Origin of the sequence: Chitinophaga sp. CF418, assembly GCF_900142925.1 — a bacterium.
In the GTDB taxonomy this organism is placed as follows: domain Bacteria; phylum Bacteroidota; class Bacteroidia; order Chitinophagales; family Chitinophagaceae; genus Chitinophaga.
On sequence record NZ_FRCN01000002.1, the window covers coordinates 373,150 to 397,190 of the forward strand.

Annotated in this window: 24 protein-coding genes; 11 read left to right on the forward strand and 13 right to left on the reverse strand. The window is 47.1% G+C overall.

Annotation, left to right across the window (positions count from 1 at the left end):
• Positions 1-34: 34 nt before the first annotated feature.
• The 3 genes from ccoS to F3I09_RS06115 all read right to left on the reverse strand — a co-directional run bounded on the left by ccoS (position 35) and on the right by F3I09_RS06115 (position 3,924).
• Positions 35-250, reverse strand: a complete 216-nt coding sequence (ccoS, locus tag F3I09_RS06105; RefSeq protein ID WP_149694160.1) for a cbb3-type cytochrome oxidase assembly protein CcoS — start codon at positions 248-250, stop codon at positions 35-37.
• A gap of 87 nt (positions 251-337) precedes the next feature.
• Entirely contained in the window at positions 338-2,731 is a 2,394-nt protein-coding gene (locus F3I09_RS06110) for a heavy metal translocating P-type ATPase metal-binding domain-containing protein (protein ID WP_149694161.1), read from the reverse strand.
• 512 nt (positions 2,732-3,243) lie between these two features.
• Positions 3,244-3,924: a Crp/Fnr family transcriptional regulator gene (locus F3I09_RS06115; RefSeq protein WP_223233148.1), complete on the reverse strand. Its 681-nt coding sequence runs from the start codon at positions 3,922-3,924 to the stop codon at positions 3,244-3,246.
• Between the two features lie 96 nt (positions 3,925-4,020).
• On the opposite strand from F3I09_RS06115, the gene F3I09_RS06120 reads away from it, so the two are divergent.
• The 7 genes from F3I09_RS06120 to F3I09_RS06150 all read left to right on the forward strand — a co-directional run bounded on the left by F3I09_RS06120 (position 4,021) and on the right by F3I09_RS06150 (position 9,770).
• Entirely contained in the window at positions 4,021-4,608 is a 588-nt protein-coding gene (locus F3I09_RS06120) for a pseudouridine synthase (RefSeq protein WP_149694162.1), read from the forward strand.
• 124 nt (positions 4,609-4,732) lie between these two features.
• Positions 4,733-5,608: a YicC/YloC family endoribonuclease gene (locus F3I09_RS06125; protein ID WP_149694163.1), complete on the forward strand. Its 876-nt coding sequence runs from the start codon at positions 4,733-4,735 to the stop codon at positions 5,606-5,608.
• Positions 5,609-5,658: 50 nt separating this feature from the next.
• Entirely contained in the window at positions 5,659-6,147 is a 489-nt protein-coding gene (locus tag F3I09_RS06130) for a gliding motility lipoprotein GldH (protein WP_149694164.1), read from the forward strand.
• Complete coding sequence (locus F3I09_RS06135; protein ID WP_149694165.1) at positions 6,144-7,163, forward strand: sensor histidine kinase KdpD; 1,020 nt, start codon at positions 6,144-6,146, stop codon at positions 7,161-7,163. Before F3I09_RS06130 ends, F3I09_RS06135 begins: the two co-directional genes overlap by 4 nt.
• Positions 7,164-7,186: 23 nt before the next feature.
• Entirely contained in the window at positions 7,187-7,894 is a 708-nt protein-coding gene (locus F3I09_RS06140) for a response regulator transcription factor (RefSeq protein WP_089829386.1), read from the forward strand.
• A gap of 282 nt (positions 7,895-8,176) precedes the next feature.
• Positions 8,177-8,887: a sensor histidine kinase gene (locus tag F3I09_RS06145; RefSeq protein WP_188133707.1), complete on the forward strand. Its 711-nt coding sequence runs from the start codon at positions 8,177-8,179 to the stop codon at positions 8,885-8,887.
• 130 nt (positions 8,888-9,017) lie between these two features.
• Positions 9,018-9,770, forward strand: coding sequence for a LytTR family DNA-binding domain-containing protein (locus F3I09_RS06150; protein ID WP_149694167.1), 753 nt, complete (start codon positions 9,018-9,020; stop codon positions 9,768-9,770).
• Positions 9,771-9,839: 69 nt separating this feature from the next.
• Here F3I09_RS06150 and F3I09_RS06155 read toward each other — a convergent pair whose 3' ends face one another.
• The 3 genes from F3I09_RS06155 to F3I09_RS06165 all read right to left on the reverse strand — a co-directional run bounded on the left by F3I09_RS06155 (position 9,840) and on the right by F3I09_RS06165 (position 13,421).
• Complete coding sequence (locus F3I09_RS06155) at positions 9,840-10,601, reverse strand: SH3 domain-containing protein (RefSeq protein WP_149694168.1); 762 nt, start codon at positions 10,599-10,601, stop codon at positions 9,840-9,842.
• A 19-nt stretch (positions 10,602-10,620) separates the two neighbouring features.
• The gene (locus F3I09_RS06160) at positions 10,621-12,606 is read right to left on the reverse strand and encodes a BatD family protein (RefSeq protein WP_149694169.1); all 1,986 of its coding nucleotides are present in this window, start codon (positions 12,604-12,606) and stop codon (positions 10,621-10,623) included.
• 110 nt (positions 12,607-12,716) lie between these two features.
• Positions 12,717-13,421: an SDR family oxidoreductase gene (locus tag F3I09_RS06165; RefSeq protein ID WP_149694170.1), complete on the reverse strand. Its 705-nt coding sequence runs from the start codon at positions 13,419-13,421 to the stop codon at positions 12,717-12,719.
• 89 nt (positions 13,422-13,510) lie between these two features.
• Between F3I09_RS06165 and F3I09_RS06170 the strand changes: the two genes are divergently transcribed.
• Complete coding sequence (locus F3I09_RS06170; RefSeq protein WP_149694171.1) at positions 13,511-14,209, forward strand: YjjG family noncanonical pyrimidine nucleotidase; 699 nt, start codon at positions 13,511-13,513, stop codon at positions 14,207-14,209.
• Between the two features lie 85 nt (positions 14,210-14,294).
• Here the strand turns inward: F3I09_RS06170 and F3I09_RS06175 are convergent, their stop codons facing one another.
• From F3I09_RS06175 to F3I09_RS06195, 5 genes are read right to left on the reverse strand one after another with little or no spacing between them, the layout of a single operon-like run.
• Positions 14,295-14,552, reverse strand: a complete 258-nt coding sequence (locus F3I09_RS06175) for a hypothetical protein (protein ID WP_149694172.1) — start codon at positions 14,550-14,552, stop codon at positions 14,295-14,297.
• Between the two features lie 35 nt (positions 14,553-14,587).
• A complete protein-coding gene (locus tag F3I09_RS06180) occupies positions 14,588-15,241 on the reverse strand; it encodes a phosphatidylserine decarboxylase family protein (RefSeq protein ID WP_149694173.1) in 654 nt (217 codons plus the stop codon).
• Positions 15,242-15,266: 25 nt separating this feature from the next.
• Positions 15,267-16,154 (reverse strand): phosphatidate cytidylyltransferase, encoded by an 888-nt coding sequence (locus tag F3I09_RS06185; protein ID WP_149694174.1) that lies wholly within the window; start codon positions 16,152-16,154, stop codon positions 15,267-15,269.
• Between the two features lie 57 nt (positions 16,155-16,211).
• On the reverse strand, positions 16,212-16,433 hold the full coding sequence (locus F3I09_RS06190; protein ID WP_149694175.1) for a DUF2007 domain-containing protein: 222 nt from the start codon (positions 16,431-16,433) through the stop codon (positions 16,212-16,214).
• 30 nt (positions 16,434-16,463) lie between these two features.
• Entirely contained in the window at positions 16,464-17,429 is a 966-nt protein-coding gene (locus tag F3I09_RS06195; RefSeq protein WP_149694176.1) for a CPBP family intramembrane glutamic endopeptidase, read from the reverse strand.
• Positions 17,430-17,523: 94 nt separating this feature from the next.
• Between F3I09_RS06195 and dusB the strand changes: the two genes are divergently transcribed.
• Together dusB and F3I09_RS06205 are read left to right on the forward strand one after the other, a co-directional pair.
• A complete protein-coding gene (gene dusB, locus F3I09_RS06200) occupies positions 17,524-18,588 on the forward strand; it encodes a tRNA dihydrouridine synthase DusB (RefSeq protein ID WP_149694177.1) in 1,065 nt (354 codons plus the stop codon).
• 31 nt (positions 18,589-18,619) lie between these two features.
• Positions 18,620-19,189 carry a helix-turn-helix domain-containing protein gene (locus tag F3I09_RS06205; protein ID WP_149694178.1) on the forward strand — a complete coding sequence of 190 codons (570 nt, stop codon included), beginning with the start codon at positions 18,620-18,622 and terminating at the stop codon, positions 19,187-19,189.
• A gap of 75 nt (positions 19,190-19,264) precedes the next feature.
• On the opposite strand, the gene F3I09_RS06210 is transcribed toward F3I09_RS06205, so the two are convergent.
• Together F3I09_RS06210 and F3I09_RS06215 are read right to left on the reverse strand one after the other, a co-directional pair.
• The gene (locus F3I09_RS06210) at positions 19,265-22,576 is read right to left on the reverse strand and encodes a DEAD/DEAH box helicase (RefSeq protein ID WP_149694179.1); all 3,312 of its coding nucleotides are present in this window, start codon (positions 22,574-22,576) and stop codon (positions 19,265-19,267) included.
• Positions 22,577-22,645: 69 nt separating this feature from the next.
• Positions 22,646-23,164, reverse strand: a complete 519-nt coding sequence (locus F3I09_RS06215) for a thermonuclease family protein (RefSeq protein WP_149694180.1) — start codon at positions 23,162-23,164, stop codon at positions 22,646-22,648.
• Between the two features lie 75 nt (positions 23,165-23,239).
• Here F3I09_RS06215 and proC point away from each other — a divergent pair, with 75 nt between their 5' ends.
• Positions 23,240-24,040, forward strand: coding sequence for a pyrroline-5-carboxylate reductase (proC, locus tag F3I09_RS06220; protein WP_149694181.1), 801 nt, complete (start codon positions 23,240-23,242; stop codon positions 24,038-24,040).
• The last annotated feature ends 1 nt before the right edge of the window (position 24,041 follow it).

A 24,041-nucleotide genomic window follows, 5' to 3' on the forward strand; every position in this document is an offset into this window, starting at 1 on the left:
GATAAGAGATGAGTTGATAGTATAGAAAGGAGAATCAATTATGATTGCAGATGCGTGACTTACAATTCGTGTTGCTGCATGCATTCCCCGATTTGCAGCCTGTTTCAGTTGGTTTTGTTTCGAACAACACGCGGTGTGCAGGGGAGAAATCATCTTCAAATTGTCCGCTTCTGACTGACCATATAAAGGCAGCGAGGAAGAAGATGGCCACCAACAGGCTGGCTCCGAGAAGTATGATGATCACGCTCATAGTATTTGGTTTTAAATTCCATGAGCAAAGCTAGATTGTCGTACATGCGGATACCATGATGCTGCTCAATAAGAATAATGATTCAAATCATGATCTGTCCATCCATTCGCTCAGGCCATAAGTAAGTAGCACAATGCTGATAGAGCTGGCAGGCATGAGTATGGCGGCTGTTAACGGAGACAGGATACCCTGTGTGGCAAAGAATAAACCAATGAAATTATACAGAAGAGAGATGATGAAAGTGATGATGATGATACGCTTATTATTCCTGCAGGTCCTGATAAAACGAGGCAGGTGTATCAGTTGATCAGCTTCGAGAATACCGTCACTGGCGGGTGTGAAGTTGTTACTGTTTTCCGTGAGTGATATACCTACATCACTTTGCTTTAAAGCGCCTGCATCATTCAGACCATCTCCGATCATGAGTACACGGTGACCTTGTTTCTGCAAGGATAGAACATAACCCAATTTGTCAGCCGGCTGCTGCGCGAAATGCAGGCTGGCTGCAGATCCCATCATTTCCTGCAAATAAGTGGCTTCCGCATCATTATCACCGGATAACAATGATAACGGATACTTTTTCTGCAGGTGTTGCAGCAATGCCGGAATGCCTTCCCTGTAGTGATGGCGAACGATAAAGCAGCCGGTCTGTTGTCCGTCAATAGTTACATACACAGTGCTTCCGTCAGTATCTATTTTGCTGGTAGTACCCGTAAATGCGGCATTACCCAGTTGTATGAAATTATATTGTACCCAGCCGCTGATACCATTCGCAGGTACTGATCTGAAGTTTCTGACAGGCAGACTTTCATCCTTACCACAGAAAGATGTGATCATTTTACTGAGTGGATGTGTGGATTGTGCTGCCAGTGATCCGATAGCCCATAATTTTTCCTTGGTGAGCGGCAGGCCCTGATAAGATACGCTGGCGGTGGCTTTACCGGTTAGTGTACCCGTTTTGTCAAATACAATATGATCTATGTCAGCCAGTCTTTCTATAGCATCTGCATTCCGGAGATATAAATGACGCCTGCTTAATATGCGTAGGATGTGTCCATTGGTGAAAGAAGCCGCCAGCAGCAATGCACAGGGACAGGCAACGATCAGTACAGCTGTTACAGCCGGCCATATACGGGACGGATCATGCGCCCACCAGTAAGTAGCGGTAATAATGGCTATTGCAAGGACTCCCCAGGTAAAGAAGCGACTCAGTAAATGAATGAAAGAAGGGGGCTTTTCCCGGGGAGTCTTAAGTTCCTCCCTGTTCCAAAGGCTGGTGAGGTAACTTTGCGCTACTTCCTTGATAGTCAGGATCTCTATATTTCCTTCCAGCTGTTTGCCGCCTGCATATACGATCTCTCCGGCGCTTTTTTGCACAGGAACGGCTTCTCCTGTTACAAAGCTATAGTCTATGATGGCGTTCCCTTTTACGAGGATACCATCTGCAGGGATCAGTTCCTGGTGATGGATCAGTAAAGTGTCGTTGGTTTTGATATCCGGCAGTGCGGTGGGCACCTGCTGATTATCTTTCAGTACGGTGATGGCGATAGGAAAATAGGCGGTATAATCCCGGTCAAAAGAGAGCCCCTGATAGGTTTTGTCCTGCAGAATGCGGCCCACCAGCATAAAGAATACGATACCTGTCATGGAGTCAAAATACCCCCCGCCGCTGTCGGTAAAAACGTCTGTCAGGCTGCGGATGAAGGTGACAATGATAGCCAGTACAATGGGCAGGTCGATGTTCAGAAAACCACTTTTGAGTCCACCCCAGGCAGAGCGGAAGAAGACCTGTGCGCTGTAAAAGAAGACAGGAAGGGATAGTGTGAGGTTGAGCCAGCGGAAGATATGATTCATTTTTACATCCGCATATCCGTAGTGGGAAAAGTATTCCGGGAAACTAAGCAGCATGATATTGCCGAAACAAAATCCGGCCACCCCCAGCCTGTAGATCAATCCTCTTTGGATACGGGGTTTTTGTTGCCGGAGGTCCTGGAGGCTGATATAGGGTTCATATCCTATACTGGTCAGTGTTTCGGCAATATGCCTAAGGGAAGTTTCCTGCTGCCGGAATATGATCTGCGCTTCTTTCTTTGCAAAATTGACGGTCACTCTTTGTACGCCGGCATCAAGACGGTGCAGGTTTTCGAGTAACCACAGGCAGGAGCTGCAGTGGATATGTGGAATATAGAAAGTGATGTGTGTTTGTGTATCATCCTGGAACTGAATCAGTTGCTGCTGTATCTTTTTATCGTCCAGAAAGGCGAATTTATCTTTCCTTACGGGTATCCGCTGTGCCTGACCGGGATTATTGTTAAGCGTGTAATAGTCGCAGAGGCCATTTTCATTCAGGATCTCATATACCAGTTTACATCCTTCACAACAAAAGTGCCTTTCTCCAAGACTTATTTTCCTGTCAGGGCAGTCTTCCCCACAGTGGGCACATTGCAGTTTGGTATCGGGAGCGACAGAGATCGTAGCCATGATAATGGATTTTGGCAAAACTACCGGCAAGGCAGAGGAAAGACAATGATGGGTATCAAAAGTGAGGCTGATCGTTGTCAGCGGCGGAGCGGAGCATTCGGGAAGTACCCCTGGAGTATGGGTGGAAATTCGTAGGGTTCTGTAGCGCAACTCATATATAACCCTTCATAAAGCCATATATAAGCCATATATAACCCATATCTCTTAAATATGGGTTATATATGGGTCATATATGGCTTATATATGGGTTATATATGGGTTATCTCCGAGAATGCACTATGGTAGTACCTTTGCCGGGACTATATAAAATACCTGTTTTGTTAATTATTGATAATAATGGCTGTTTTGTATAAAATTTGGAGTTTATATGATAGGGGGTGGCTTAAATATGGCGGGAAATTCTAAATAACGAAGCGACGAACAAGCGGCGAAGAAGCGACGAAGAAGCGACGAAGAAAAGGTGACTTAGGGGAGGTTAAAATGGAGTTGAGTTGGACCTGAGACGGGTGATATTAATCCTGCAGGTTTGCTGTACGGGTCAGTTCTTCCAGGTGCAGCAGGCGGATCTTTTTACCCTGTAATTCGATGAGTCCGTCTTTTTTGAACTCAGAGAGCAGGCGTATGGCTGATTCTGTAGCAGTGCCTACCAGGTTGGCGATTTCCTCACGGGAGAGGCGGACATTGAGGGTAAAACCGTCCTGTTCCACACCATAGGTCTCTTTAATGAAAAGCAGGGTTTCTGCCAGGCGTTCGCGCACCGGCTTCTGGGCCAGGTGGGTGATTTTCATTTCCGCTTTTCTGAGCTCGCTTGCCAGGATGCGCATCATTTCCAGGGAAAGGCTGGCATCTTTCTGCAATATGCTCATGAAAAGGTCCTTTGGAATAAAACAGACGGAGGAATCGTCCAGAGCAATGGCAGATGCAGTGTAGCGTTCTGCGCTGAGGAGTGCCTTATAGCCTATAATGTCGCCGGGCTTACACAGCCGAACGATCTGTTCGCGGCCGTCATCGCCACAATGAGACAGTTTGATCTTGCCGGTGTTTACACAATAGATGCCGAAGGGATAAGCGCCCTCCTGGAATACAACCTGGCCTTTTTTGTATGTGGTACATACCTTGGCAGAGTCAATTTCTTCCAGATTGCACTTCTCCGCTTTGAACAAAATTGATCCAAAGCGGTCCTGGCAATTCATACACGAGGCATTATGGAAAGGCGTACACATAGTTTCAGTGTGCAAAATTACTAATTTACAGCCAAAATAAGCGTACGTTCCCTTACTACTTAGCGCATGTCACTTAAATATTATATTATATATAAACCTTTCCAGGTGCTGACCCGTTTTGGGAAAGAGGAAGGCAAGGAGAGCCTGGCAGATTACTTTACAGTTCCTTCAGATGTTTACCCGGTAGGCAGGCTTGACTACGACAGTGAAGGACTGCTCATTCTTACAAATGATAAGTCGCTGACACACAGGCTACTCGATCCTAAATTCGCTCACGAAAGGGAATACTGGGTCCAGGTAGACGGGGCGGTAACACAAGAAGCCGTGCAGCAGCTGAAACAGGGGGTAAAGATCGCCGTAGATGGTAAGCAATATCAAACCCGGCGTTGCCAGGCAGCATTATTTGAGACAGATCCTGTGGTACCGGAGCGCAATCCCCCTATCCGTTTCCGTAAGCTTATCCCTGCTCCGTGGATCAGATTAGTACTTAGCGAGGGTAAAAACCGGCAGGTCAGGAAGATGACCGCGGCAGTGGGATTTCCTACGTTGAGACTTATCCGTTACCGGATAGGCAGTATCACGGTAGATGGCCTGGAACCAGGACAGATGCGGGAAATGGGGCAACGGGAGGTGTATGATATGCTATTTAGGTAGCTGCTGCGGAGGTGCCCTGACGTGGCTCCTGGCAGCTTATAAGTCGTCCTGCTGTGGTTTGCTTGCACCTATTCTTTGCGCTTTGGGCTAATTTAGGTAGGTTTGTTGCCTACAAATCTCTATTATGCTGAAATCAATGACCGGCTTTGGAAGGGCGGAAACTACCAAGGGCGAGACCACGATAGTGGTTGAAGTAAAATCGCTCAATGGTAAGCAATTTGAGGTAAACCTGAAGATTTCCCCGCTGTTAAAGCCTTATGAGTTTGATATCCGCAACAAGCTGCAGCAGACCCTCCTGCGCGGTACCCTGGATGCGACAGTAAATATAAGGCAAAATGGGGCTACCCGTCCGGTGGTCATTAATACGGATCTGGCTAAATATTACCATAGCTCTATTACCTCCCTGGCTACAGAACTGAATTTGCCGCAGGAAGACATGCTGAATGTGCTGATGAAGCTGCCTGAGGTAGTAACACCGGCAACAGAGCAAATCTCTGAAGAGGAGTGGCTTGAAGTGGAAAAGGTGATACAGACAGCCGTTGCAGACCTGGATGCCCACCGCCTGGACGAAGGCCAGATGCTGGCTGCAGACCTGTTGCTGCGAATTGAAAATATAGAATCCTATTGTATAAAGGTGCGCGAACTGGACCCACAGCGTAAAGACAGGGTACGTCAGCGGCTGGAAGGCTTACTGGCAGAACATGTGGGGAAAGAAAATGTGGACGAGAACCGCCTGGAACAGGAACTGATCTTCTACCTGGAAAAACTCGATATTTCCGAAGAACTTATCAGGCTGGAAAACCACTGCCGCTATTTCAAGGAGATCCTGGCAGAAGCAGATCCTGCAAAAGGAAAGAAACTGGGCTTCGTGCTGCAGGAAGTGGGACGTGAGATCAATACGACCGGCTCCAAGGCGAATGACGCCAATATCCAGCAATGGGTCGTACTTATGAAAGATGAGCTGGAAAAGGCTAAAGAGCAGGTGCTGAACGTACTGTAATCAGAATGACCGATATCGTTCCTCAGGTATAAAACGTATTGTGATAAAATATGAATAAACTCTGCCGGATTATTGTGGCCGCGGGTATGCTGTTAACAGCGGCCTGTCAGCCACTGAAGATGGACACCTATGAAAAGAACCTGGATATTCCGGGACATGAATGGTCCTATGCCTATAAGCCTGTTTTCGAGGTTACCGTGCAGCCTCAGGATACGGCATACCTTTACAATATTTATGTAAATGTGAGGCATAAAGACTCCTACCCTTTCAGTAATATATGGCTACAGGTACATACGCAGTTTCCAGGAGAAAAACCGGTAACGCAACGGGTAGAGTTACCGTTGGCAGATATGACCGGTAAGTGGCTTGGTAGCGGGCTGGATGACATTTATGAACATAAGATCCCCATCCAGCAGAATGCCATCCTGAATAAGCCAGGTACATACAAGTTTACTTTTGAACAAAACATGCGGCAAAATCCGTTGCCGGACATCATGAATGTAGGCCTGCGGATTGAGAAAGCCGGGTTGCGAAAATGAAAAAGCTATTCCGTAAAATGGAAGGAAGAAGTGGTATCCACTTCGTATATCTTTTTGTACTGGCATATACCATCCTCGCGCTGGTATGGTGGGGGGTACTCCTGTTCAACCAGAGTGAACAGATTACCGGTTTCGAGATCAGGAACCTGGAACTCCGGATTGACAATGCTGCACATCCTATGGAGTTTCGTCAGGAACTTGAGCGTATACATAGCACAGAACTGAGACGTTTTGTCATGTATTTGAGTGAAGGATTAATCTTTCTGGCTATTATATTACTGGGAGGATTCTTCGTATACCGGTCTATCTGGAAGCAAATGCGCTTATCCCAACAGCAGCAGAATTTTATGATGGCAGTCACGCATGAACTGAAATCGCCTATCGCAGCTGCAAAACTGAACCTCGAAACACTCCGGAAACACAAGCTGGATGAAGAAAAGCGGCTAAAACTATTAGATAACACCATCCGGGAAACCAACCGGCTGGACCAGCTTTGTAATAACATTCTCCTGGCTTCCCAGATGGAGGCGCAACGGTACCAGCTATTCCGGGAGGACATAGATTTCTCCGCCCTGCTGGAAACAGGGATCAGGGAAATGCAGTCACGCATTTCGACACATACGATACAGGCACATATTTTGCCAGATGTGTGGGTCAATGGGGATAAGTTCATGTTGCAGATCCTGCTGAGCAACCTGGTTGAAAACGCTGTTAAATACGCGCCCAAGCATACGGTGATCGACATTACGCTGGAGGAAAGCAGTGGCAGCATGTTAAAACTGAAGGTAACGGACGAAGGACCGGGTATTCCGGTAGATGAGCGGGAAAGGATCTTTCTGAAGTTTTATCGTATAGGCAATGAAAATACGCGTAGAGCTAAGGGGTCCGGGCTTGGATTGTTCCTCAGCAGGAAGATCGTACAGCAGCATGGAGGGGCGATTGTCGTGAAAGATAACGTACCTGCGGGCGCTATTTTTGAGATAACCTGGCCCGTATATTCCATTCAAAGAGTGTAAATTAGCGATAGCAACTATTAACTATGAAGGAAGCTACTAAAGCATCCATACTACTGGTAGAGGACGAAGAAAACCTCCAGGAGGCATTGAAACTGAACCTGGAGCTGGAGGGATATGAAGTAACAGCTGTAGATAATGGCACCGCCGCTTTAAAGGCGGTAAAGAACGAATATTTTGACCTGATCATCCTGGATATCATGCTGCCGGAAATGGACGGCATTGCCGTTTGTGAGAACATCCGTATCCAGAATAACGAAGTACCGATCCTGTTCCTCAGTGCGAAGAACAGCAGCGCAGACCGTGTATTGGGCCTGAAGAAAGGCGGGGATGATTATATGACCAAGCCTTTTAACCTGGAAGAACTGCTGCTGCGGGTAGAAAAACTCATCGTCAAAAACAAACGCATACAGGATAAGGACAGTGTATCCACAGTATACCACTTTGGGAACAATGAGATCGATTTTGCCGCACAGGAGTGTATCGGTAAAGACGGAAAACACTATGAACTGAGCAAGAAAGAGACAATGTTGCTGAAACTGCTCATCGAAAATAAGGGTGAGGTGGTAACCCGCGAAAAGATCCTGCAGGTGGTATGGGGGTATAATGTTTACCCTACAACCCGTACAATTGATAACTTTATTCTCAACTTCCGTAAATATTTTGAAGAAGACAGCCGGAATTCCAGGTATTTTCACTCTGTCAGAGGGGTTGGATATAAGTTTACTGAATAGCTATTGACCGCCATTTACCCTTAGTTTTCCCCCGGTTGTTCTGCAAATGCTGCCTTGTATTAATTGCCCCTTTCCCGGGAACCAGATTTGACGGATATTTAGTACCGGTCTTAACTCCTTTTATAGTATCGTGCTATCAGGATTGTGCGACTTTGTGAGGTACTTGTAATTTATATCCTTTCGTAAACCTTTTCGAATTTGGTCTTTTGCTCTAACATACTCAATGCAGTAGGTTGGCCGTACTGGGTGTTTTTTCTGTTGAGTTTGATCATGATCTGCTGCGTGTTTTATATACGTGAAAAGCATATAAAGCAGGCTTCAACAAAAGAGATAAGCAGGCAGCAGCTGATACACCTGGAAATGCATGCATTCCAGGCGCAGATGGATCCTCATTTTATCTTTAATAGCCTGAACGCTATACACCACTACATCCTCACCACCAGTACAGATCTGGCTTCCCTCTACCTGACGCGCTTCGCGCGCCTGATGCGCCTTATTATACGCAACTGTAACAAGGAGTGGATAAACCTGGAAGAGGATATAGAGGCACTGGAACTATATTTACAGTTGGAACTACTCCGTTTCGGGTCCCAGTTCGACTATGAGCTGGAAATTGCGCCTGAGGTATTTCAACAGGTCACATTTGTCCCCCCTCTTATTATTCAACCATATATACAGGAGGCCATCTGGCGAAGATTGCTGCTACGCCCCACGAAGACCGGAGGTTGCCTGAGGATCAGGATTAGCCGGGAGAATGAAATGCTTTCCGTCCGGATTGAGGATAATGGCGTGAACCAGCGCTTGTCCGGAGAGGATACCCATCTTTCACAGGGAATCACTATCGCTGCGTCCAGACTGGAGGCCATTAACGAGCAGTATAATATGCATTCGGGTATAACTGAGAAGGAACTTTACAACGAGATGCAACAACCCAGCGGTCATCTTGTTATTATTAGTATGCAGCAAATTGCTGCCAGAGAGGCCGTAATGTAAGACATAAAAACGGCATCTGCCTAAAATAAACTTTCACATCTTTACACAGAATATTGTATATTATATCAGACTCTCGCCTATGCTTTCTTATGCTGACGGAGAGTCTTTTGGGGACAAGAATTAGAAAAACATGCGCACCATTATCGTGGATGATGAAAAACTCAGCAGAAGCGTTTTAAAGCTTTTGCTGGAGAAACATTGCCCTGCAGTTAACGTAGTGGCCGTTTGCGCGGATGGTATCTCTGCACTGGAGGCAATAGAAAAATATCAACCGGACCTTGTTTTCCTGGACGTAGAAATGCCGGGATTGAATGGATTTGAAGTCCTGCAAGCATGCAAGGACGCTTCGTTTTCCATTATTGTTACAACTTCATACGATCATTATGCGTTGGACGCTATCCGCCATAATGCACTGGACTATTTGCTTAAGCCGATTATCCGGGAGGACCTGGTGGACGCTGTTGACAAAGCAATAATGCGGAAACGGCAAAAGGAACAGTCAGAGGGGAAAGCAGATTCCCTGATGGAATTTCTGCATCAGCACCTCTATCCCGGGGAGAGATTAGCGCTTCCTAGTCCGGAGGGGCTAAGAATGCTGCTCGTAAAAGACATCCTGTATTGCGTGGCCGACGGGGAAAGCACCTGTATTCACCTGATAAATGGCGCTGAGCCCTCATTGGTATGCCGTTCATTAAAAGAAGTGGAAGGATTGCTGAAGAACAAGGGTTTTTTCAGGGTACATCACAGTTATCTCATCAATCTGAACTATATGGACAGGTATATAAAGGGAGATGGTGGGGATATCATTATGACTGACGGTAGTTGTATACCCGTTTCCCGCCAGCGTAAACAGGAGTTTATGGACAGGATTGAAAAGCTTTAAGCCACAAACTACAGGCTTCAGGAGAAGAGGCTGCCCTACGCACCCCATGGCCTGTAGTTTGCGGCTTGTCTACAACCTCTTTATCTCTGCACAAGCCAGCCAGCCGGTCTTGCCATCCGGCAGCAATATTTTGCAATATTCCTGTGTAGCATCGGTCACCTGCACCTTTACGCCTTCGTGCAGTTCAAACATGTCTTTACTTTCCTGATCCGGAGCCGCTTTGGCCTTCACTACATTACCCATGATAATACCCTCATTGTGCGCATTGGCAGTAACATAGGTACTGATACCAATAGTCAGGTAAAAGAAGAACAGCAGCGTTGCCACTCCTGTTCCCCACCGTAATAATGCGGGTTTAAAAGCAGGCACGATCAGCATGGCAATAATGCCGGCTATCAACAGCCAGAAGAAAATAACGGCGCCGGCGGCCCAGCCATTGGGACTGTGGAAATGTTGTAAGTGTAGCCACCACTGTTGAAAGAACAACAGGGGCAGGTCGTTTACATATCCTTCTACCCTTTGATTGGCAACAGACAGGTTATGTATGGCCGATTTATTAAAAGGATCCCTTTCGAGGGCTTTTTCATAATTATAGATGGCCAGGCCGGTCTTATTGGCCTTATACCAGGCATTACCGGCGTTAATGAACAATTGTGGCTGGTGATAGCCTTCATCGATCAATTGCTGGTAAATACCGGCGGCCTCAGTGTATTGTTTCTGTCTGAAAAGCTGGTTGGCCTTTTCAAACTGCTTTTGCAGGTCAGGAGCAGCAGCTGAAACGTTGCATACCAGCAAAAGGAAGGCACAGATAGCTGTTAATGTTCTTTTCATCCGTTATAGTTATCTGGGTTTACACGACACTTTTTGCACGTTGCAGTTCATCTTCCAGATGGCTGATCACAGTCACTGCCTGCTGATAAGTACCCTGCATTTTATCGTTGTTGTGCATAGGTGTATACAGCGCCATTTCACAATCATCCAGCAGATCAAACAGCTGAGTGGTATATTGTACGCTCACCTGTTGGTGGGTCAGTTTATCCTGAATAAGTTGTTTACTGAGGTCTGCAAAAGGAACATGCAATTTATTACTGAGATAACCCCATATAGCACGGGAAGTCTCTTCGTAGAAAGCCTTGTCTTTTCCTTCTTTCAGATAACGCGCTGCCAGTTCCAGTCGTTTCAGCGCCACTTTGTTGGCATAACGGTGTTTGAGGAACGCTGCATTATTTTGCTGATAGTTCCGTCTGCGGCGATATACCAGGGCTCCCGCCAGTAACAGGACCGGAACCAGTAAAAGGATGTAGAATAATGGGCTGATCAGCAGGAACCTGCTTTCTTTCACCCAGTTCAGCGCTCCGTTATAGTTGGAGATGATAGCATTCCTGTTTACGCTGAAGTCTTCTTTATCCCGTTTGGTCTGTTTTCCAGGAGTAACATGTACAGAAAACGATTCTGAACGGATCGATTTATAACTATTGGATGCTACATCGAAGTAAGAAAATTCCACAGCTGGAATGGTCTGATCGCCAGCTTCAAGCGGCATCAGCACATATTCAAACTGGCGTGAGCCGGACAGCGGATTGCTGTTCTTCTCGATATTGTCAGTTACTTTAGGATCATATTTTTCAAAAGCGGCAGGTATATCCACTTTCGGACCATTCAGCAGGTTCACATTTCCCTGGCCGGATACCACCACTTTCAGCGTGAGGGCATCGTCTGTAGTAAGCGTATGCTTGTCGATGGCGGCCGTCATGTTGAATTTACCTACAGCGCCCGTAAAACTAGCCGGACGATTGTCTACAGGAAGCGGCTTAACGGTTATTTTCAGTGGTGCTGTCTGAACCTTATAAGGAACATCTTCGTAGGTTACTTCCGGGCGATTGAAAAAGTCGTCAAAGAAAGGATCGTCGAAGGGATCTTTAAAGCCCGGGTCATTGAACAGGTCCGCAAAGGGATCACGGGCCTTCTTGTTATTGCCGTTCTTGACCAGTTTGACCAGTTTAACATGGTTATCCACTTCCACCGGATCGAGCTCCAGGGTACCTGATTGTAAAGGAAACAGCAGTGTTTTACGGATGGTGAACACCTTGAAACGCATGCCGTTCACGACTTCCTCAGACGCCTGGGGAGGATTGGGCAGCTCTATATCTTTCGCAGAAAACCCTTTGAAAGCCGGCACCTTGGTAACGCTGGAGTTTGTGGGAAGGCGGGTGTACAGTTTATAAGTGGCTGTCAGCTGCTCTCCCTCGTATAAAGTGGTTTTATCCACATCAACCTTAACAAAGATATTTTTACGCAATTTGGCATTTACGTCTTCTCCATTCCTCAGTACACCTTCCATTTCATCCTGCTGCTGTTGCTGGCGTTGTGACCGGGATGGTGGAAAGCCGCTTTGAGGCATTGACTGCTGTGGGGCCTGTTGATAAGCGCCACGGTTCGCTTTTACCACTTCTACAGTGACAGGGTTGGAACGTACTACATTTCCGTTTGAACGTGCAGTAGCACCGGCAATGGTAAAGCTACCCACCCTTTTGGGCTGTATCACATAAATGAGCGCTATATATTCTGAGCGCCGGCCATTCATAATAGATTGACCCTGCATTTGGGATGGCCCTTGCAGTATTTCAAAATCATTGAATGACGGAGGTGTGAAACTGGTAACATTAGGAGCATTTTCCAGCATGAACTGTATCTGGAAAGGTTCATCCAGTGCTACCCTGTTATTACTGACAGAGGTAGTGAACCTGAATTCCTGTGCCTGCAGGCATGAAATTACGCCCAGGCATAAGAGCAGGGATAATACAAACTTCTTTATACTAACAGTAGTGACATTCATAATGCAAAACAAATTTAGCCAAAGCCAGCCCTGTTGGCGCTGAATACCCAGTTAAAAGTTAGTTAAAAAAATAATCAATATAATCGTGGAAGTGCTTGCTGGTAAAGGGTTTATGCAATGTCGCCCAGCATTGGCCGCATGATGACTTCCTCCACAACGGCCTGTTTTGACAGGGTATATGCCCCCCATAGCAGGTCTGCTACGTCTTCAGGTTCCATCATCCTACCGGGAGGGGCGTCGAAGCCATCCCAGGAAGCGGTTAAAGTGGGCCCGGGGCTAATAGAGGTTACTTTTATGTTGTGAGGTTTCAGTTCCTCCCGCAGGTTCCGGGAAAAGCCAAGTAAGGCAAACTTTGTGATGCTATAGGCTCCTCCATTGGGGTAAGATGTATAACTGGCGGTAGAGCACATATTAAAAATATGCCCTTTCCCATTAGCTTTCATCCCTGGCAATAGCTGCCGGGTAAGATGATAGGCACTGTAAACGTTAACAGACATCATACTTTCCAATAATCCGTCTTCCTGGTCCTGCATACCTCCCGGTACAAATATGCCGGCGTTGTTGACCAAGATGTCCACGGTATTAAAAGTATTCCTGATCTCTTCTGCAAATGTCAGTACAGCAGCCTTCTGTCCCATGTCTACAGAACGGGCAAGTACTTTGACTGAGGGGTTTACCGCCTGGATATCTGTTGCTGCCTTTTCAAGGTGGACTGCGTTCCGGGCGCAGATGGCTACGTTAAATCCTTCTCTGGCCAGCTTCTTCGCAACTGCTTTTCCTATTCCTTTACTGGCGCCGGTAATTACTGCGTTCATATTTTGTGATTAAGGGAGACGGAAAATAGTAAAAAATGTGCTTCCCCCCGTAATGAGTATCTTTGTAGTTGTCAAGGAAGTGATAGAAAATGAAATACAAGCATATATTTTTTGATCTGGACCATACCCTATGGGATTTTGAGACCAATGCCTATCTGGTTTTAGAGCAGCTGTACCACGCACATAATCTTGAAAGCCGCGGAGTACCATCCTTTAAGGAATTTCACCAGGTCTACATGGTGCATAATGATAAGCTCTGGGACCGTTTCCGCAAGGGATTTATCACCCGGAATGATCTCCGCAACAAACGTTTCCGCCTTACTTTACTGGATTTTAAGATCGGGGATGAGAAATTATGTGAAGCGCTGGGCACCCAGTTCCTGGAGGAATTGCCTACCCAGACTGCCCTTTTCCCGCACGCGAAAGAGGTGTTGGAGTACCTGGCGGCGAAGAATTACCCCATACATATGATCACCAATGGATTTGAAGAAACGCAGCTGCGGAAGATGAAAAGTTCAGGGATAGATCATTTTTTCACACATGTGATCACTTCAGAGTCTGCCGGCAGCCTGAAACCATATAGAGAAATCTTTGACTATGCAATCACGAAGGCAGACGCTACAGCAGACAGCAGTATTATGATTGGGGATGCTCTGGATATCGACATTATCGGGGCATTTAATGCGGGAATAGATCAGGTGTATTTCAACCCGCTGGTACCGGCGACCGGGGAACTGAAACCGACATTTGTCATCAATAGCCTGCATGAATTAAAAACGATCCTGTAAGAACAGCATCTGTTTAAAATAAGGAAGTCCCATCTTCATGGCAATCAGCCTATTGAAGATGGGACTTCCTGCTATTATTGATGATCTATTTTCCTGATGGTTTTACTGCGGAAGCAGTAGCAGGTTGCACAGGTTTTGCTGGTTTGGCAGCAGCTGTGCGCAGCGCGGCAGTTTTGCTGGGTTGTTTACAGCAGGCGCTGCTTTTCGCTACCTGGTCTTTTTTACAGCAAGCAGCGGCAGTCCCTGATTTTTTACAGCAGGACGCTTCTTTTGTCTTGTCCTGGGCCAGTACAGCACCGGAGAAAAATAATATAGCGGTTGCTCCTAAGATCAGTTTTTTCATGACTAGTCCGTTTTTATGCTGATAAAAATAAGCAATTATATGGTAGCGATCACGGTTTGACCACCACGTACCACTTGTTCCAGTGCTACATTGACCTGAGTGCCTACTGGCAGGTAGATGTCCACCCTGGAGCCAAATTTAATGAAGCCCAGTTCATCGTTCTGGGTCACCTGCATACCTGGTTTCAGATAATTCACGATACGACGGGCTAATGCACCGGCGATCTGCCTTACCAGGATATCGGCTTTTCCATTACCAATCACTACGGTATGGCGTTCATTCTCGGTAGAAGATTTTGGATGCCATGCTACGAGATATTTACCTGCGTGATACTGTGACAATTTCACCTGCCCGCTGATCGGGTTCCTGTTCACGTGTACGTTGGCAGGGCTCATAAAGATGGACACCTGGAGGCGTTTGTCTTTAAAATACTCAGGTTCATAGGTTTCTTCAATCACTACTACCTTACCGTCGCAGGGAGCAATTACCAGGGATTCATCCTGTTTCATTTCCCTTTTAGGAATACGGAAGAAGGAAATGATAAACAGGAACAGTACCAGGGAAAAGGCAGCCACGATCCTGCAGAGCAGCGGCATATGTCCTAAAAAGTAGAAAACGGCGCCATTGATCAGGGCAAGAACAGCAAAGGTCAGTAAAATGGTAGCTAATCCTTCTCGGTGGATCTTCATTGTTGTTATGTTATTTAATGCGAAGTTAAATCATTGCAAAGAAATGTACGTATAACCAGGCAAACGGGGCTGCCAGTAACAGGGAATCGAAGCGGTCCATAAACCCTCCGTGCCCCGGCATGATGCTGCCGGAATCTTTCACACCCGCCATGCGCTTCAGTTTGGATTCTATGAGATCGCCAGCTGTGCCAAAGATGGCGGCTATAGCGGCCAGTACCAGCCAGTGCTGTAAAGAGAGATACTCTCTTCCCCAGAAATATCCGTATACCCCCGCGGCAGCCACCGCCAGGATCATACCTCCCACGGTACCCTCTATGGTCTTTTTCGGTGAAATAGCAGGAGCAAAAGGGGTACGTCCTATCAGAGATCCCACAATGTAAGCCATTGTATCGTTGATCCAGATAAAAGCGATCAGCAGTAAAGGGATCAGCCAGCCGGGGCCTGTGCCTGTGGCAGTATCAGTGAAACGGATGGTGTCGTAGTTCAGGCAAAGGTGCACCAACAGCCCAAGGGAAAGGGTGATATATGCCAGGCCCAGTGCTGAATACCCCATATTTTTCAGGGAAAAATCCTTGCTGAGCAATATTTCTCCTATAGGCAGGACCAGCAGGAATATGATAGTCAGCCACCAGCCCAGGAACCCCAGGGAGAGATTGGCTGAGGAGGAAAAATGCTCCCCTGTAAAAGCCATGATCAGGCTGCAACTGGCTACCAGCAGCCCGGTTTTATGCCAGCTGGAAATGTTGTTATAGTCCGGATCCACATGGCGGATGAGCTTAAAATACTCCCGTAAAGCAAAGAAATTGATCAGGAAAAAAAGCAGAAAGAACGTAAAAGGGCTATAAAGGATCCCGCCAAGCATCACGGCTACAAAGACCAGTGCTGTTGCTGTACGGGTAAAGAAAGTTTTCATGCTGAAATGGCGATTGTTTTAGAATGATTTGTGTTAAAGCGAAAACGGTTGGTAATATCAGGCCAGGCCTCCGGCGGCTTCGGCCAGCAGTTGTCTGGCTTCTGCTTCCTGAGAATTGTGTACAAACAGCTCTGCCATGCCCGGCAGGGCTGTCAGGTAAGTGGAGTCCTGCCTGTTGATAAGCACCACATTGATCCCGTTTTCTTCCAGCATCCCCCTGATGATCTCTGCCCGGAACAATTGGTTGGTATAATAAATTTTCACCCAGTCTTTTTCCATAATACTCTGTTTGTTAGGACTAAAGTACGATTACTTCCCGATTGATTCAATATTGTCGTTAAAGTCGTCCCGGTGATTATGCTCCCGTTCCCCGGGCGTTGTTTGTTTGTCAAACAGCCAGATAGCCCCGATGGTCAATGCCAGGCTGATTGCTGCGATGTACCATTCGGTTGGAGTGGAGGTCATAGGGTCTGTCTTTATCATTTTAGCCTGGTAAAGATAAACCATTACCACCTGCAGGCCATTATTCAGGAAATGACCCAGCATAGACAGCCAGAGATTGCCGCTCAGGTAATAAATAGCGCCCAGGAGGAAGCCCAGTAACAGGCGGGGAACGAAGTCCATCCATTGCATGTGAATGGCGCTGAAGCAAATAGCAGCAATAAAAACGGCCAGCCAGGGCATCTGAGGCATCATTTTGATGAACAGGCGCTGTATGACTCCCCTGAAGAAAAATTCTTCCGCTATGGCCGGAATAATGGCGATAATGATCAGATTGATGAGCAGGCTGGATATGTTGGGCATATTCAGCAGCACCCGCGTAAGCGTTTCCGTCTGTTCCTCCATCTTCCTCAGTTCCGGGGAAAAAGGCCAGGTATGGTTCCAGTCGCCGGTATAGCTCACGAAGGGAAGCGCCACCAGCATGATCAAAAAGGCTAATATAACGGGCAGGAATCGCGGTTTCCGGTCTATTCTCAGCCAGTTACCAGGGCGGGTAGCTACCAGGAAGGCAAAAAATACGGGAGGGAGTAAATAAACTACTAAAGTGTATAGAAATTGCGTTAATTTCAAGTAGCCGAGAACTTTAGGGGATACAGGCTGCAGGGCCTCCTGGGCCGCATATAGTTCACTTTGGAGTGTCGTCAACGAGTAACCGCTTATAGGCGGGAATACAAAAGCCAGGAAAAACACATATAAGATTAAAAACAGCAGGAATAAGCCAACAAATGCTGCAAACTGTAATGATGGCGGATATTGCTTCAAACGGCCTGTCATAGATTAAATTTGCGTAAATTTACAGTGCGAAATCGAGTTGACAATTGGTTTCCGGATTTCCCCGGAATTGGAGGGTCAGCCTACAAATGATAAAATGGTAAAGATTGGAAATATAACATTGGGCAATTTTCCGTTATTGCTTGCGCCAATGGAAGATGTTAGTGATCCGCCTTTTCGTGCGGTGTGTAAAGAAAACGGTGCGGACCTGATGTATACAGAGTTCATTTCTTCGGAGGGACTTATACGTGATGCCATCAAGAGCCGGCAGAAGCTGGATATATTTGATTACGAACGCCCAGTGGGCATTCAGATATTCGGAGGAGACGAGGAGCCAATGGCAATGGCCGCCCAGATCGTGGAGGCCACAAACCCTGACCTGCTGGACATCAACTACGGTTGTCCCGTGAAAAAGGTGGTTTGTAAAGGTGCAGGTTCCGGCATTCTGAAAGATATTCCCAAAATGGTGAAGCTGACAGCCGCAGTGGTAAAAGCGACCCGTTTGCCGGTAACCGTAAAAACCCGCCTGGGTTGGGACGATAATACGAAAAACATTGAAGAAGTGGCGGAGCGCCTGCAGGATGTTGGTATCCAGGCACTGACCATCCATGGCCGTACCCGCACACAGATGTACAAGGGAAATGCCGACTGGACATTGATCGGAAAGGTCAAGAACAATCCACGCATTCATATCCCTATATTCGGCAACGGGGACATATGTACCCCCGAGCAGGCGATTGCCGCCCGCCAGAAATACGGAGTGGACGGGATCATGATCGGACGTGCTGCGATCGGATATCCATGGATCTTCAATGAAATAAAACATTTTATACAAACGGGTGAACATTTGCCTTCCCCATCTGTTTTGGAACGGGTGGAAGTATGTAAAAAACACCTGCGGCATTCAGTGCAGTGGAAAGGAGCTGTAGTAGGAATACTTGAAATGCGACGACACTATACCAATTACCTGAAAGGGTTACCTCATATAAAAGAATTCAGGCAGCAATTAGTAACTTGCAGTACATTGGCAGCTGTAGAAGAAGTGTTAGATTCGATAGCATTGCATTACAAAGATCATATAATTGAGAGGACATCCCCCCTTACTGACCAAAACCTACTGCCAGCAAAAAATGAAGTAGCAGATTGTAACGTTTACGGATAAACCCCAGGTTCAACTATTAAATTTCTTTCACATGGCCACGATTAAAAATCTGAAGAATGAAGTCTGGAGAGACTTGCAGATTAAAAATAAATCTGCCCTGCGTAAAAAGTATGCAGTATCCAACATGGGAAGAGTGATCAGCTATTATGAAGATATTTCAGACGGGAAATTGTTGTCCGGTTCCACGGTAGAGGGCTATACCGTATTAAATGTAAAGCCTGCGGATAGTTATCAATCCCTTTACCTACACCGGGAAGTTGCAAAGTTGTTTAATAAAAAGCCGGGACGTACCTACAAGTACGTTATCCACATGGACTACGATAAGAAAAATAATAAGGCTACCAATCTGCAATGGGCTACTAAAGAAGAGATGGAAGCTCATCAGCAGTTCAGTCCCGCTAAACTGGCCTACAAGGAAAAGCAGCGGAATCGTGTAAAGGGCCTTAAGCTGAACATTACCAAAGTAAAAAGTATTAAACGCCTGCTGGCAAAACCCGGCAGAAAAACAATGAAGCAGATCGCTGAACAGTTTGATATCAGCGAAATGCAGCTCTACCGCATAAAGAGCGGTGAAAACTGGAGCCACGTAACACTGGATTAAAGCCTGGTTTTCCAGGAATGATCATATGATGTTGTCTGACATACAAGCCATCTGTTTCATGACAGATGGCTTTTTTTATGAACACCTGGTCATACTGTCCAGCAGCTCCGTATAATGCCTGCTGGCTCTTAATACCGGTTCATGTCCCATGATGATCACCTGGTGTCTGGCCCTGGAAAGCGTCACCAGCAATTTCCTGTCTACCTCTACCCTGCTGTCTTCCCAATGAAATGCCCCCAGGTTCTGTAACTGTCCCAGTTGTACCGGATGATACACTGCCAGGGAGACGATAATAATGTCATTTTCCGCTCCCTGAAACCGTTCTGCTGTGTCAATATTGATGGCCTGCAGCTCGTCATCATTTCCTATCAGCTCCCTGATAAGGCTTATCTGTGTACGCCAGGGTGTTACTACTCCAACTGTCTCGCTACTGAATCGATTACCATACCGCTGCCTGAGATGGTGTAGTAAGGATACCACCTGCTGTGCTTCCGTACGGTGCATTTTGGATGTGGGCTCGTGTGGGCTGGGAATAAACAAGGTACGTCCTCTGGAAAGTACATAAGACCAGTTGTCGGTGTTTGCATGTTCCCCGGGATTGTATGGGAGTGATTGTAATGGATTACCGGCAGATAGTTGTCCTGCGTAATAGTGATTAATCAGAGAGGCAATATCATTGTGCATCCTGAAATGCGTATTCAGCATACCCCATGCATGACGCCACTGCATAGCCTTACAATGTTGAATCAGCCGTTCAAACAAGGTACAGCGAAGGTCTGTGATGCCCTGTGCTGTCAATAACGGATGCTGACTCTGACAGAAATGGTCAGCTTGTGCAACAACTGGAGGTAACTGATTCTGGTCCCCTATCAGGATAAACTTCCGGAAGGGCATCAGCAAACCCAATAACTGTGGTTCCGTCAGCTGAGATGCTTCATCCGCGATCAGTGTATCCATCTTTACGCCCAGCATTTGCAACAAATGAAGGCGTGTGGCCATGGTAGCCACAGTGCCTACAAATACGCGCTGGCTTATGACAAACCTTCCGGCACCCTCAATATCTCCGTTCAGACAGTACTGGCGTAGCCGGTGCTCTGCTGTTGAACGGCGGCTGCCCATACGAAGATAAGCGATGCCTTTATCCTCCAGCTTCCGGCAGATCTCTTCCACTGCGCGGTTGGTAAAAGCGACGATAACAGTCTGAGTGTCGTTGCCTACCAAAGAAGATACCAATGCAGTCAATAACGCAGAGGTTTTGCCGGTGCCGGGAGGCCCCTGAATAAGGTAGTAATCTTGTGCTTCCAGGGCTGCCTGCAAGATCGCCTGCTGGTTACTGTTAAACATTGGCGTACAAGGTGTGCTCAGTGGTACTGAGAGCGGCGCCCGCTGGCCCAGCAGCAGTTCCATCCGCTGGGTATACCGGGGCTCCAGCACATGAAACAAGGCCGTAGCAGCCACCCAGTAGTTTGATTCATAGATATCATGTTCTATGACCCATAATTGCTGCTGACCGAAAAAGTCATGGGTGATCTGCCGGTTGTTAAGTGAAAAGGTAAGGCTGGCCTTTCCCAGGGCATCTATCCTACCCTTCAGTACCTGGTGCCGCAGCGGGAACAGGCCATCCGGAGAACGGGGATAGATGATAGCAGTATCGCCGGCACGGAAATTATGATTGACCGGGATATGAATATTGAAAACCACCGTACTGCTTTCCGCATCGAAATGACGGAACTGTAGTCCGGGAATGATGTTAAAACGGTCCAGTTTTTCGGCTTCAGATAGTAGCCAGAGGGCGGCAAAGCCTTCAGCATCATCTTCCCGATCAGGTGCCGAATACATCCCACATTTTGCCAGCAGGTATTCCCGTAGCAGAAAGGACAGGAATTGCTGATAGTATGTTCTTAGTAAAGGAGACGTTGTGGTATATACCTCTTCGAAAGCTGTAAAGTGGGCCGCGCTAAATGAAGGAAGTCCTTCCGCCGCGGCAGTGGTGATCTGGTCAAGAATGCCATATTCCCCGGCTGCCAGTCTAAGCAGCTGGGAGACTACTTCATTACGAAGCGCCAGTAGTTCATTTTCTGCCGGCCGGTTACTGCTCACATTCCGGAGTGGGGTATCGTTGGCTGCCGAGTACAAAATAGCAGAACTGCCACGCCGTTCATCGCCAAAGGCAGATTGCAGCAGCAGGTTATACCCCACTACCTGCATCTCATGATTCTTCCAGGCTCCATAGTCTGGAGAACGACCACTTTTTAACTCAAAGATTTCCTTGCGCAGCGGGTCTGCATCATCTTCCGCCAGGAGATCCAATCGTCCCTGCAGGCCGTACAAGGCCGAGAAAAAAGTAGGTTCTATCCTGACAGGACGGTTATGTAATTCTGCTGCAGACTGCAGCAAGTTAGGCCAGTGCCTGGTACGGATGTCGGTAAACATGTTGTTCAGCTCTGCCTTGCCGTAAGCAGCGGCTTGTAGTACATTTTCCGCTACAGCGTCCACGAAGGATTGCCGCAGGTCCATTTCAGGATTGCGCAGCACATTGTCCAGCAAGGTGTTTACCACATTTCCTTTAAAGGCGGCAATACCGGGCGTTTGTGGAACCAGCTTTTTTACCAGGTAAAGCAGCTTGCCGGCTCCCTGTCTGCCGAAGCATTCTGCCAGATCACTGATGTCCACCAGGAGGTCCGGCTCCAGAATGATCCTGGTGGTATTTACTGCTTCATATATCCCCGGCGCCTCCGTTTTACTGCAATGCAGTATATGTACGGTGTCATAAACACGTAACTGGGCATGTAACAGGGTGGTATGCGCTTGCACACTTTCAGCGATCATCAGCTGGAATGTGCCCAGATCGTCATTGCGGCATCCCAGGACGAAATATGGTGACTGATCGGATCTTTTCTGTAAGGGACCAACGTCCGTAATAAGGCATTTCAGTTGTGGCACCAATGCTGCTGAAAGCTGGGGAGCATAGGCCAGTTTGTTACCATGTACGGGAAGACAATGTTGCAGCAGTATTTCCGGAACCGGAACTTCGCAGAAGTGTTGTATGGCATTGGCCATGGTCTGTATGCAGATGAGGGATAGCTCAGTATCTGCAGTCAGTGTTCCAATAACGGCTTTGTGTGTGTGAATGCGTAAGGCAGTAAGTTGTTCCTGCAAGGCAGCAGGAAGGGGATGTTTATCAAAGTAGAACTGCATGCGGGCAAACAGGTTGCCGAAACTGCGCGGTTCTTCTTTTGTGAGATAGCGGAACAGCTGCTCCAACAACTGCCGGAGCTGTCGCAGCGTTTCTGTAGGAGATGGCCTGTCGGCTGCTTCCTGCAGACGCATATAAAAAGCCTGACCACTAAGATGATGTGTTGATGCATTGGTCTTATTCACTGACATATTCAACAGACAGGTTAACAATCATAAAATTGTAAACGATGAAGTAATCAGCAATATAAGTAAAAAGGACTAAGCAGCTTTACGATGAGATTTGTCTTTTCGTTTATCTGCTCTGAACAGCCATGGCGCTTCCGGTTTAGAGAGCGACCACAATCCAAGTTTCTGTTTTTTGGCGGTAGCCTGTGCCGCAGCCAGCGGCGCGCTTTTCGAATATTCGGCATAATGCCATGCATACCCGTCAGAGATCATCCTGCCATTGATGTACTGGCCATCGGCACTATATACATCCCCTATCCAGCGTTGATATCTGTCTTTGCGCAGCAGTTCCACGGTGATAGTTTTATTGAAGCAAAGATCTGCCAGTGCTTGTTTGCTTCTCTGGTAGAAGTCCTGCCCTTTTTCCGGAGCATCAATAGCGCTTAAGCGGATCTTGTAAGTAGTTTTATTCACCAGTAGTTCAAAAGTATCGCCGTCCATTATGCGGACCACCTTCCCTTTCACTTTCTTCGGTGGATTGGCAGCGGTGGTTATTTGAGTAAACAGGCATAGGATAAGACACGAGACCACACAATAAAATACTTTCGGCATTGCACGCTGGATTTAGGGATGCGAAGTAACAAATTTTTGTTCTACCTTCCGAAGGATTTAAAGTAATAAGTGAACATGTCTAACAAGAAAATAGCCATCATCGGTGGTGGTAACCTGGGGAAAGCGATAGCACAGGGGCTGCTAAAAAGCGGGTTTTCAGTGCCTGCAGACCTGACTGTGACGAAACGTAGTCTTGCTTCAGTAAGTGATCTGCAATCATTAGGAGTACAGACAATTTCAGACAATGAAGCAGCAATACGGGGCGCTGAGATTATTGTAGTGGCATTGAAACCATATAATGTCAGAGAAGTACTGTCGCAGGTAAAGACAGCTTTCGATCCTTCCCGCCAGATCCTGATCAGTGTAATAACCGGGGTGTCCATTGACGACCTGGAACAGATAGCTGGCGCCGGTATGCCGGTGGTGCGCGCCATGCCCAATACAGCCATTGCCATACAGGAGTCTATGACCTGTATCTGTCATAAGAATGTGTCTGAACAACAGGAAGCTTATGTGACAGAAATGTTCAATCAGCTGGGCGTGGCGGTAAGTATAGACGAAAAACTGATGGACGCAGCAACCGTGCTGGGCGCCTGTGGTATTGCCTATGCGTTGCGTTTTATCAGGGCCAGCATACAGGGTGGTATTGAGATCGGGTTTGATGCACGTACGGCCAACCTGATCGCCGCACAGACTGTAAAAGGTGCTGCACAACTGCTGATAAAGGAGAATCGTCATCCGGAAGAGGAAATAGACAAGGTTACCACTCCCAAGGGTTGCACCATTGCCGGCCTTAATGAGATGGAACATCAGGGTTTCAGCTCTTCACTGATAAAAGGAATTACCGTCTCTTATAATAAAATAGCAAAGGATTAAC

Excerpts from the sequence above, each read along its gene's own strand:
- ccoS (WP_149694160.1), bottom strand. The coding sequence starts at position 250 with ATGAGCGTGATCATCATACTTCTCGGAGCCAGCCTGTTGGTGGCCATC.
- F3I09_RS06110 (WP_149694161.1), bottom strand. The coding sequence starts at position 2,731 with ATGGCTACGATCTCTGTCGCTCCCGATACCAAACTGCAATGTGCCCAC.
- F3I09_RS06115 (WP_223233148.1), bottom strand. The coding sequence starts at position 3,924 with ATGAATTGCCAGGACCGCTTTGGATCAATTTTGTTCAAAGCGGAGAAG.
- F3I09_RS06120 (WP_149694162.1), top strand. The coding sequence starts at position 4,021 with ATGTCACTTAAATATTATATTATATATAAACCTTTCCAGGTGCTGACC.
- F3I09_RS06125 (WP_149694163.1), top strand. The coding sequence starts at position 4,733 with ATGCTGAAATCAATGACCGGCTTTGGAAGGGCGGAAACTACCAAGGGC.
- F3I09_RS06130 (WP_149694164.1), top strand. The coding sequence starts at position 5,659 with ATGAATAAACTCTGCCGGATTATTGTGGCCGCGGGTATGCTGTTAACA.
- F3I09_RS06135 (WP_149694165.1), top strand. The coding sequence starts at position 6,144 with ATGAAAAAGCTATTCCGTAAAATGGAAGGAAGAAGTGGTATCCACTTC.
- F3I09_RS06140 (WP_089829386.1), top strand. The coding sequence starts at position 7,187 with ATGAAGGAAGCTACTAAAGCATCCATACTACTGGTAGAGGACGAAGAA.
- F3I09_RS06150 (WP_149694167.1), top strand. The coding sequence starts at position 9,018 with ATGCGCACCATTATCGTGGATGATGAAAAACTCAGCAGAAGCGTTTTA.
- F3I09_RS06155 (WP_149694168.1), bottom strand. The coding sequence starts at position 10,601 with ATGAAAAGAACATTAACAGCTATCTGTGCCTTCCTTTTGCTGGTATGC.
- F3I09_RS06160 (WP_149694169.1), bottom strand. The coding sequence starts at position 12,606 with ATGAATGTCACTACTGTTAGTATAAAGAAGTTTGTATTATCCCTGCTC.
- F3I09_RS06165 (WP_149694170.1), bottom strand. The coding sequence starts at position 13,421 with ATGAACGCAGTAATTACCGGCGCCAGTAAAGGAATAGGAAAAGCAGTT.
- F3I09_RS06170 (WP_149694171.1), top strand. The coding sequence starts at position 13,511 with ATGAAATACAAGCATATATTTTTTGATCTGGACCATACCCTATGGGAT.
- F3I09_RS06175 (WP_149694172.1), bottom strand. The coding sequence starts at position 14,552 with ATGAAAAAACTGATCTTAGGAGCAACCGCTATATTATTTTTCTCCGGT.
- F3I09_RS06180 (WP_149694173.1), bottom strand. The coding sequence starts at position 15,241 with ATGAAGATCCACCGAGAAGGATTAGCTACCATTTTACTGACCTTTGCT.
- F3I09_RS06185 (WP_149694174.1), bottom strand. The coding sequence starts at position 16,154 with ATGAAAACTTTCTTTACCCGTACAGCAACAGCACTGGTCTTTGTAGCC.
- F3I09_RS06190 (WP_149694175.1), bottom strand. The coding sequence starts at position 16,433 with ATGGAAAAAGACTGGGTGAAAATTTATTATACCAACCAATTGTTCCGG.
- F3I09_RS06195 (WP_149694176.1), bottom strand. The coding sequence starts at position 17,429 with ATGACAGGCCGTTTGAAGCAATATCCGCCATCATTACAGTTTGCAGCA.
- dusB (WP_149694177.1), top strand. The coding sequence starts at position 17,524 with ATGGTAAAGATTGGAAATATAACATTGGGCAATTTTCCGTTATTGCTT.
- F3I09_RS06205 (WP_149694178.1), top strand. The coding sequence starts at position 18,620 with ATGGCCACGATTAAAAATCTGAAGAATGAAGTCTGGAGAGACTTGCAG.
- F3I09_RS06210 (WP_149694179.1), bottom strand. The coding sequence starts at position 22,576 with ATGTCAGTGAATAAGACCAATGCATCAACACATCATCTTAGTGGTCAG.
- F3I09_RS06215 (WP_149694180.1), bottom strand. The coding sequence starts at position 23,164 with ATGCCGAAAGTATTTTATTGTGTGGTCTCGTGTCTTATCCTATGCCTG.
- proC (WP_149694181.1), top strand. The coding sequence starts at position 23,240 with ATGTCTAACAAGAAAATAGCCATCATCGGTGGTGGTAACCTGGGGAAA.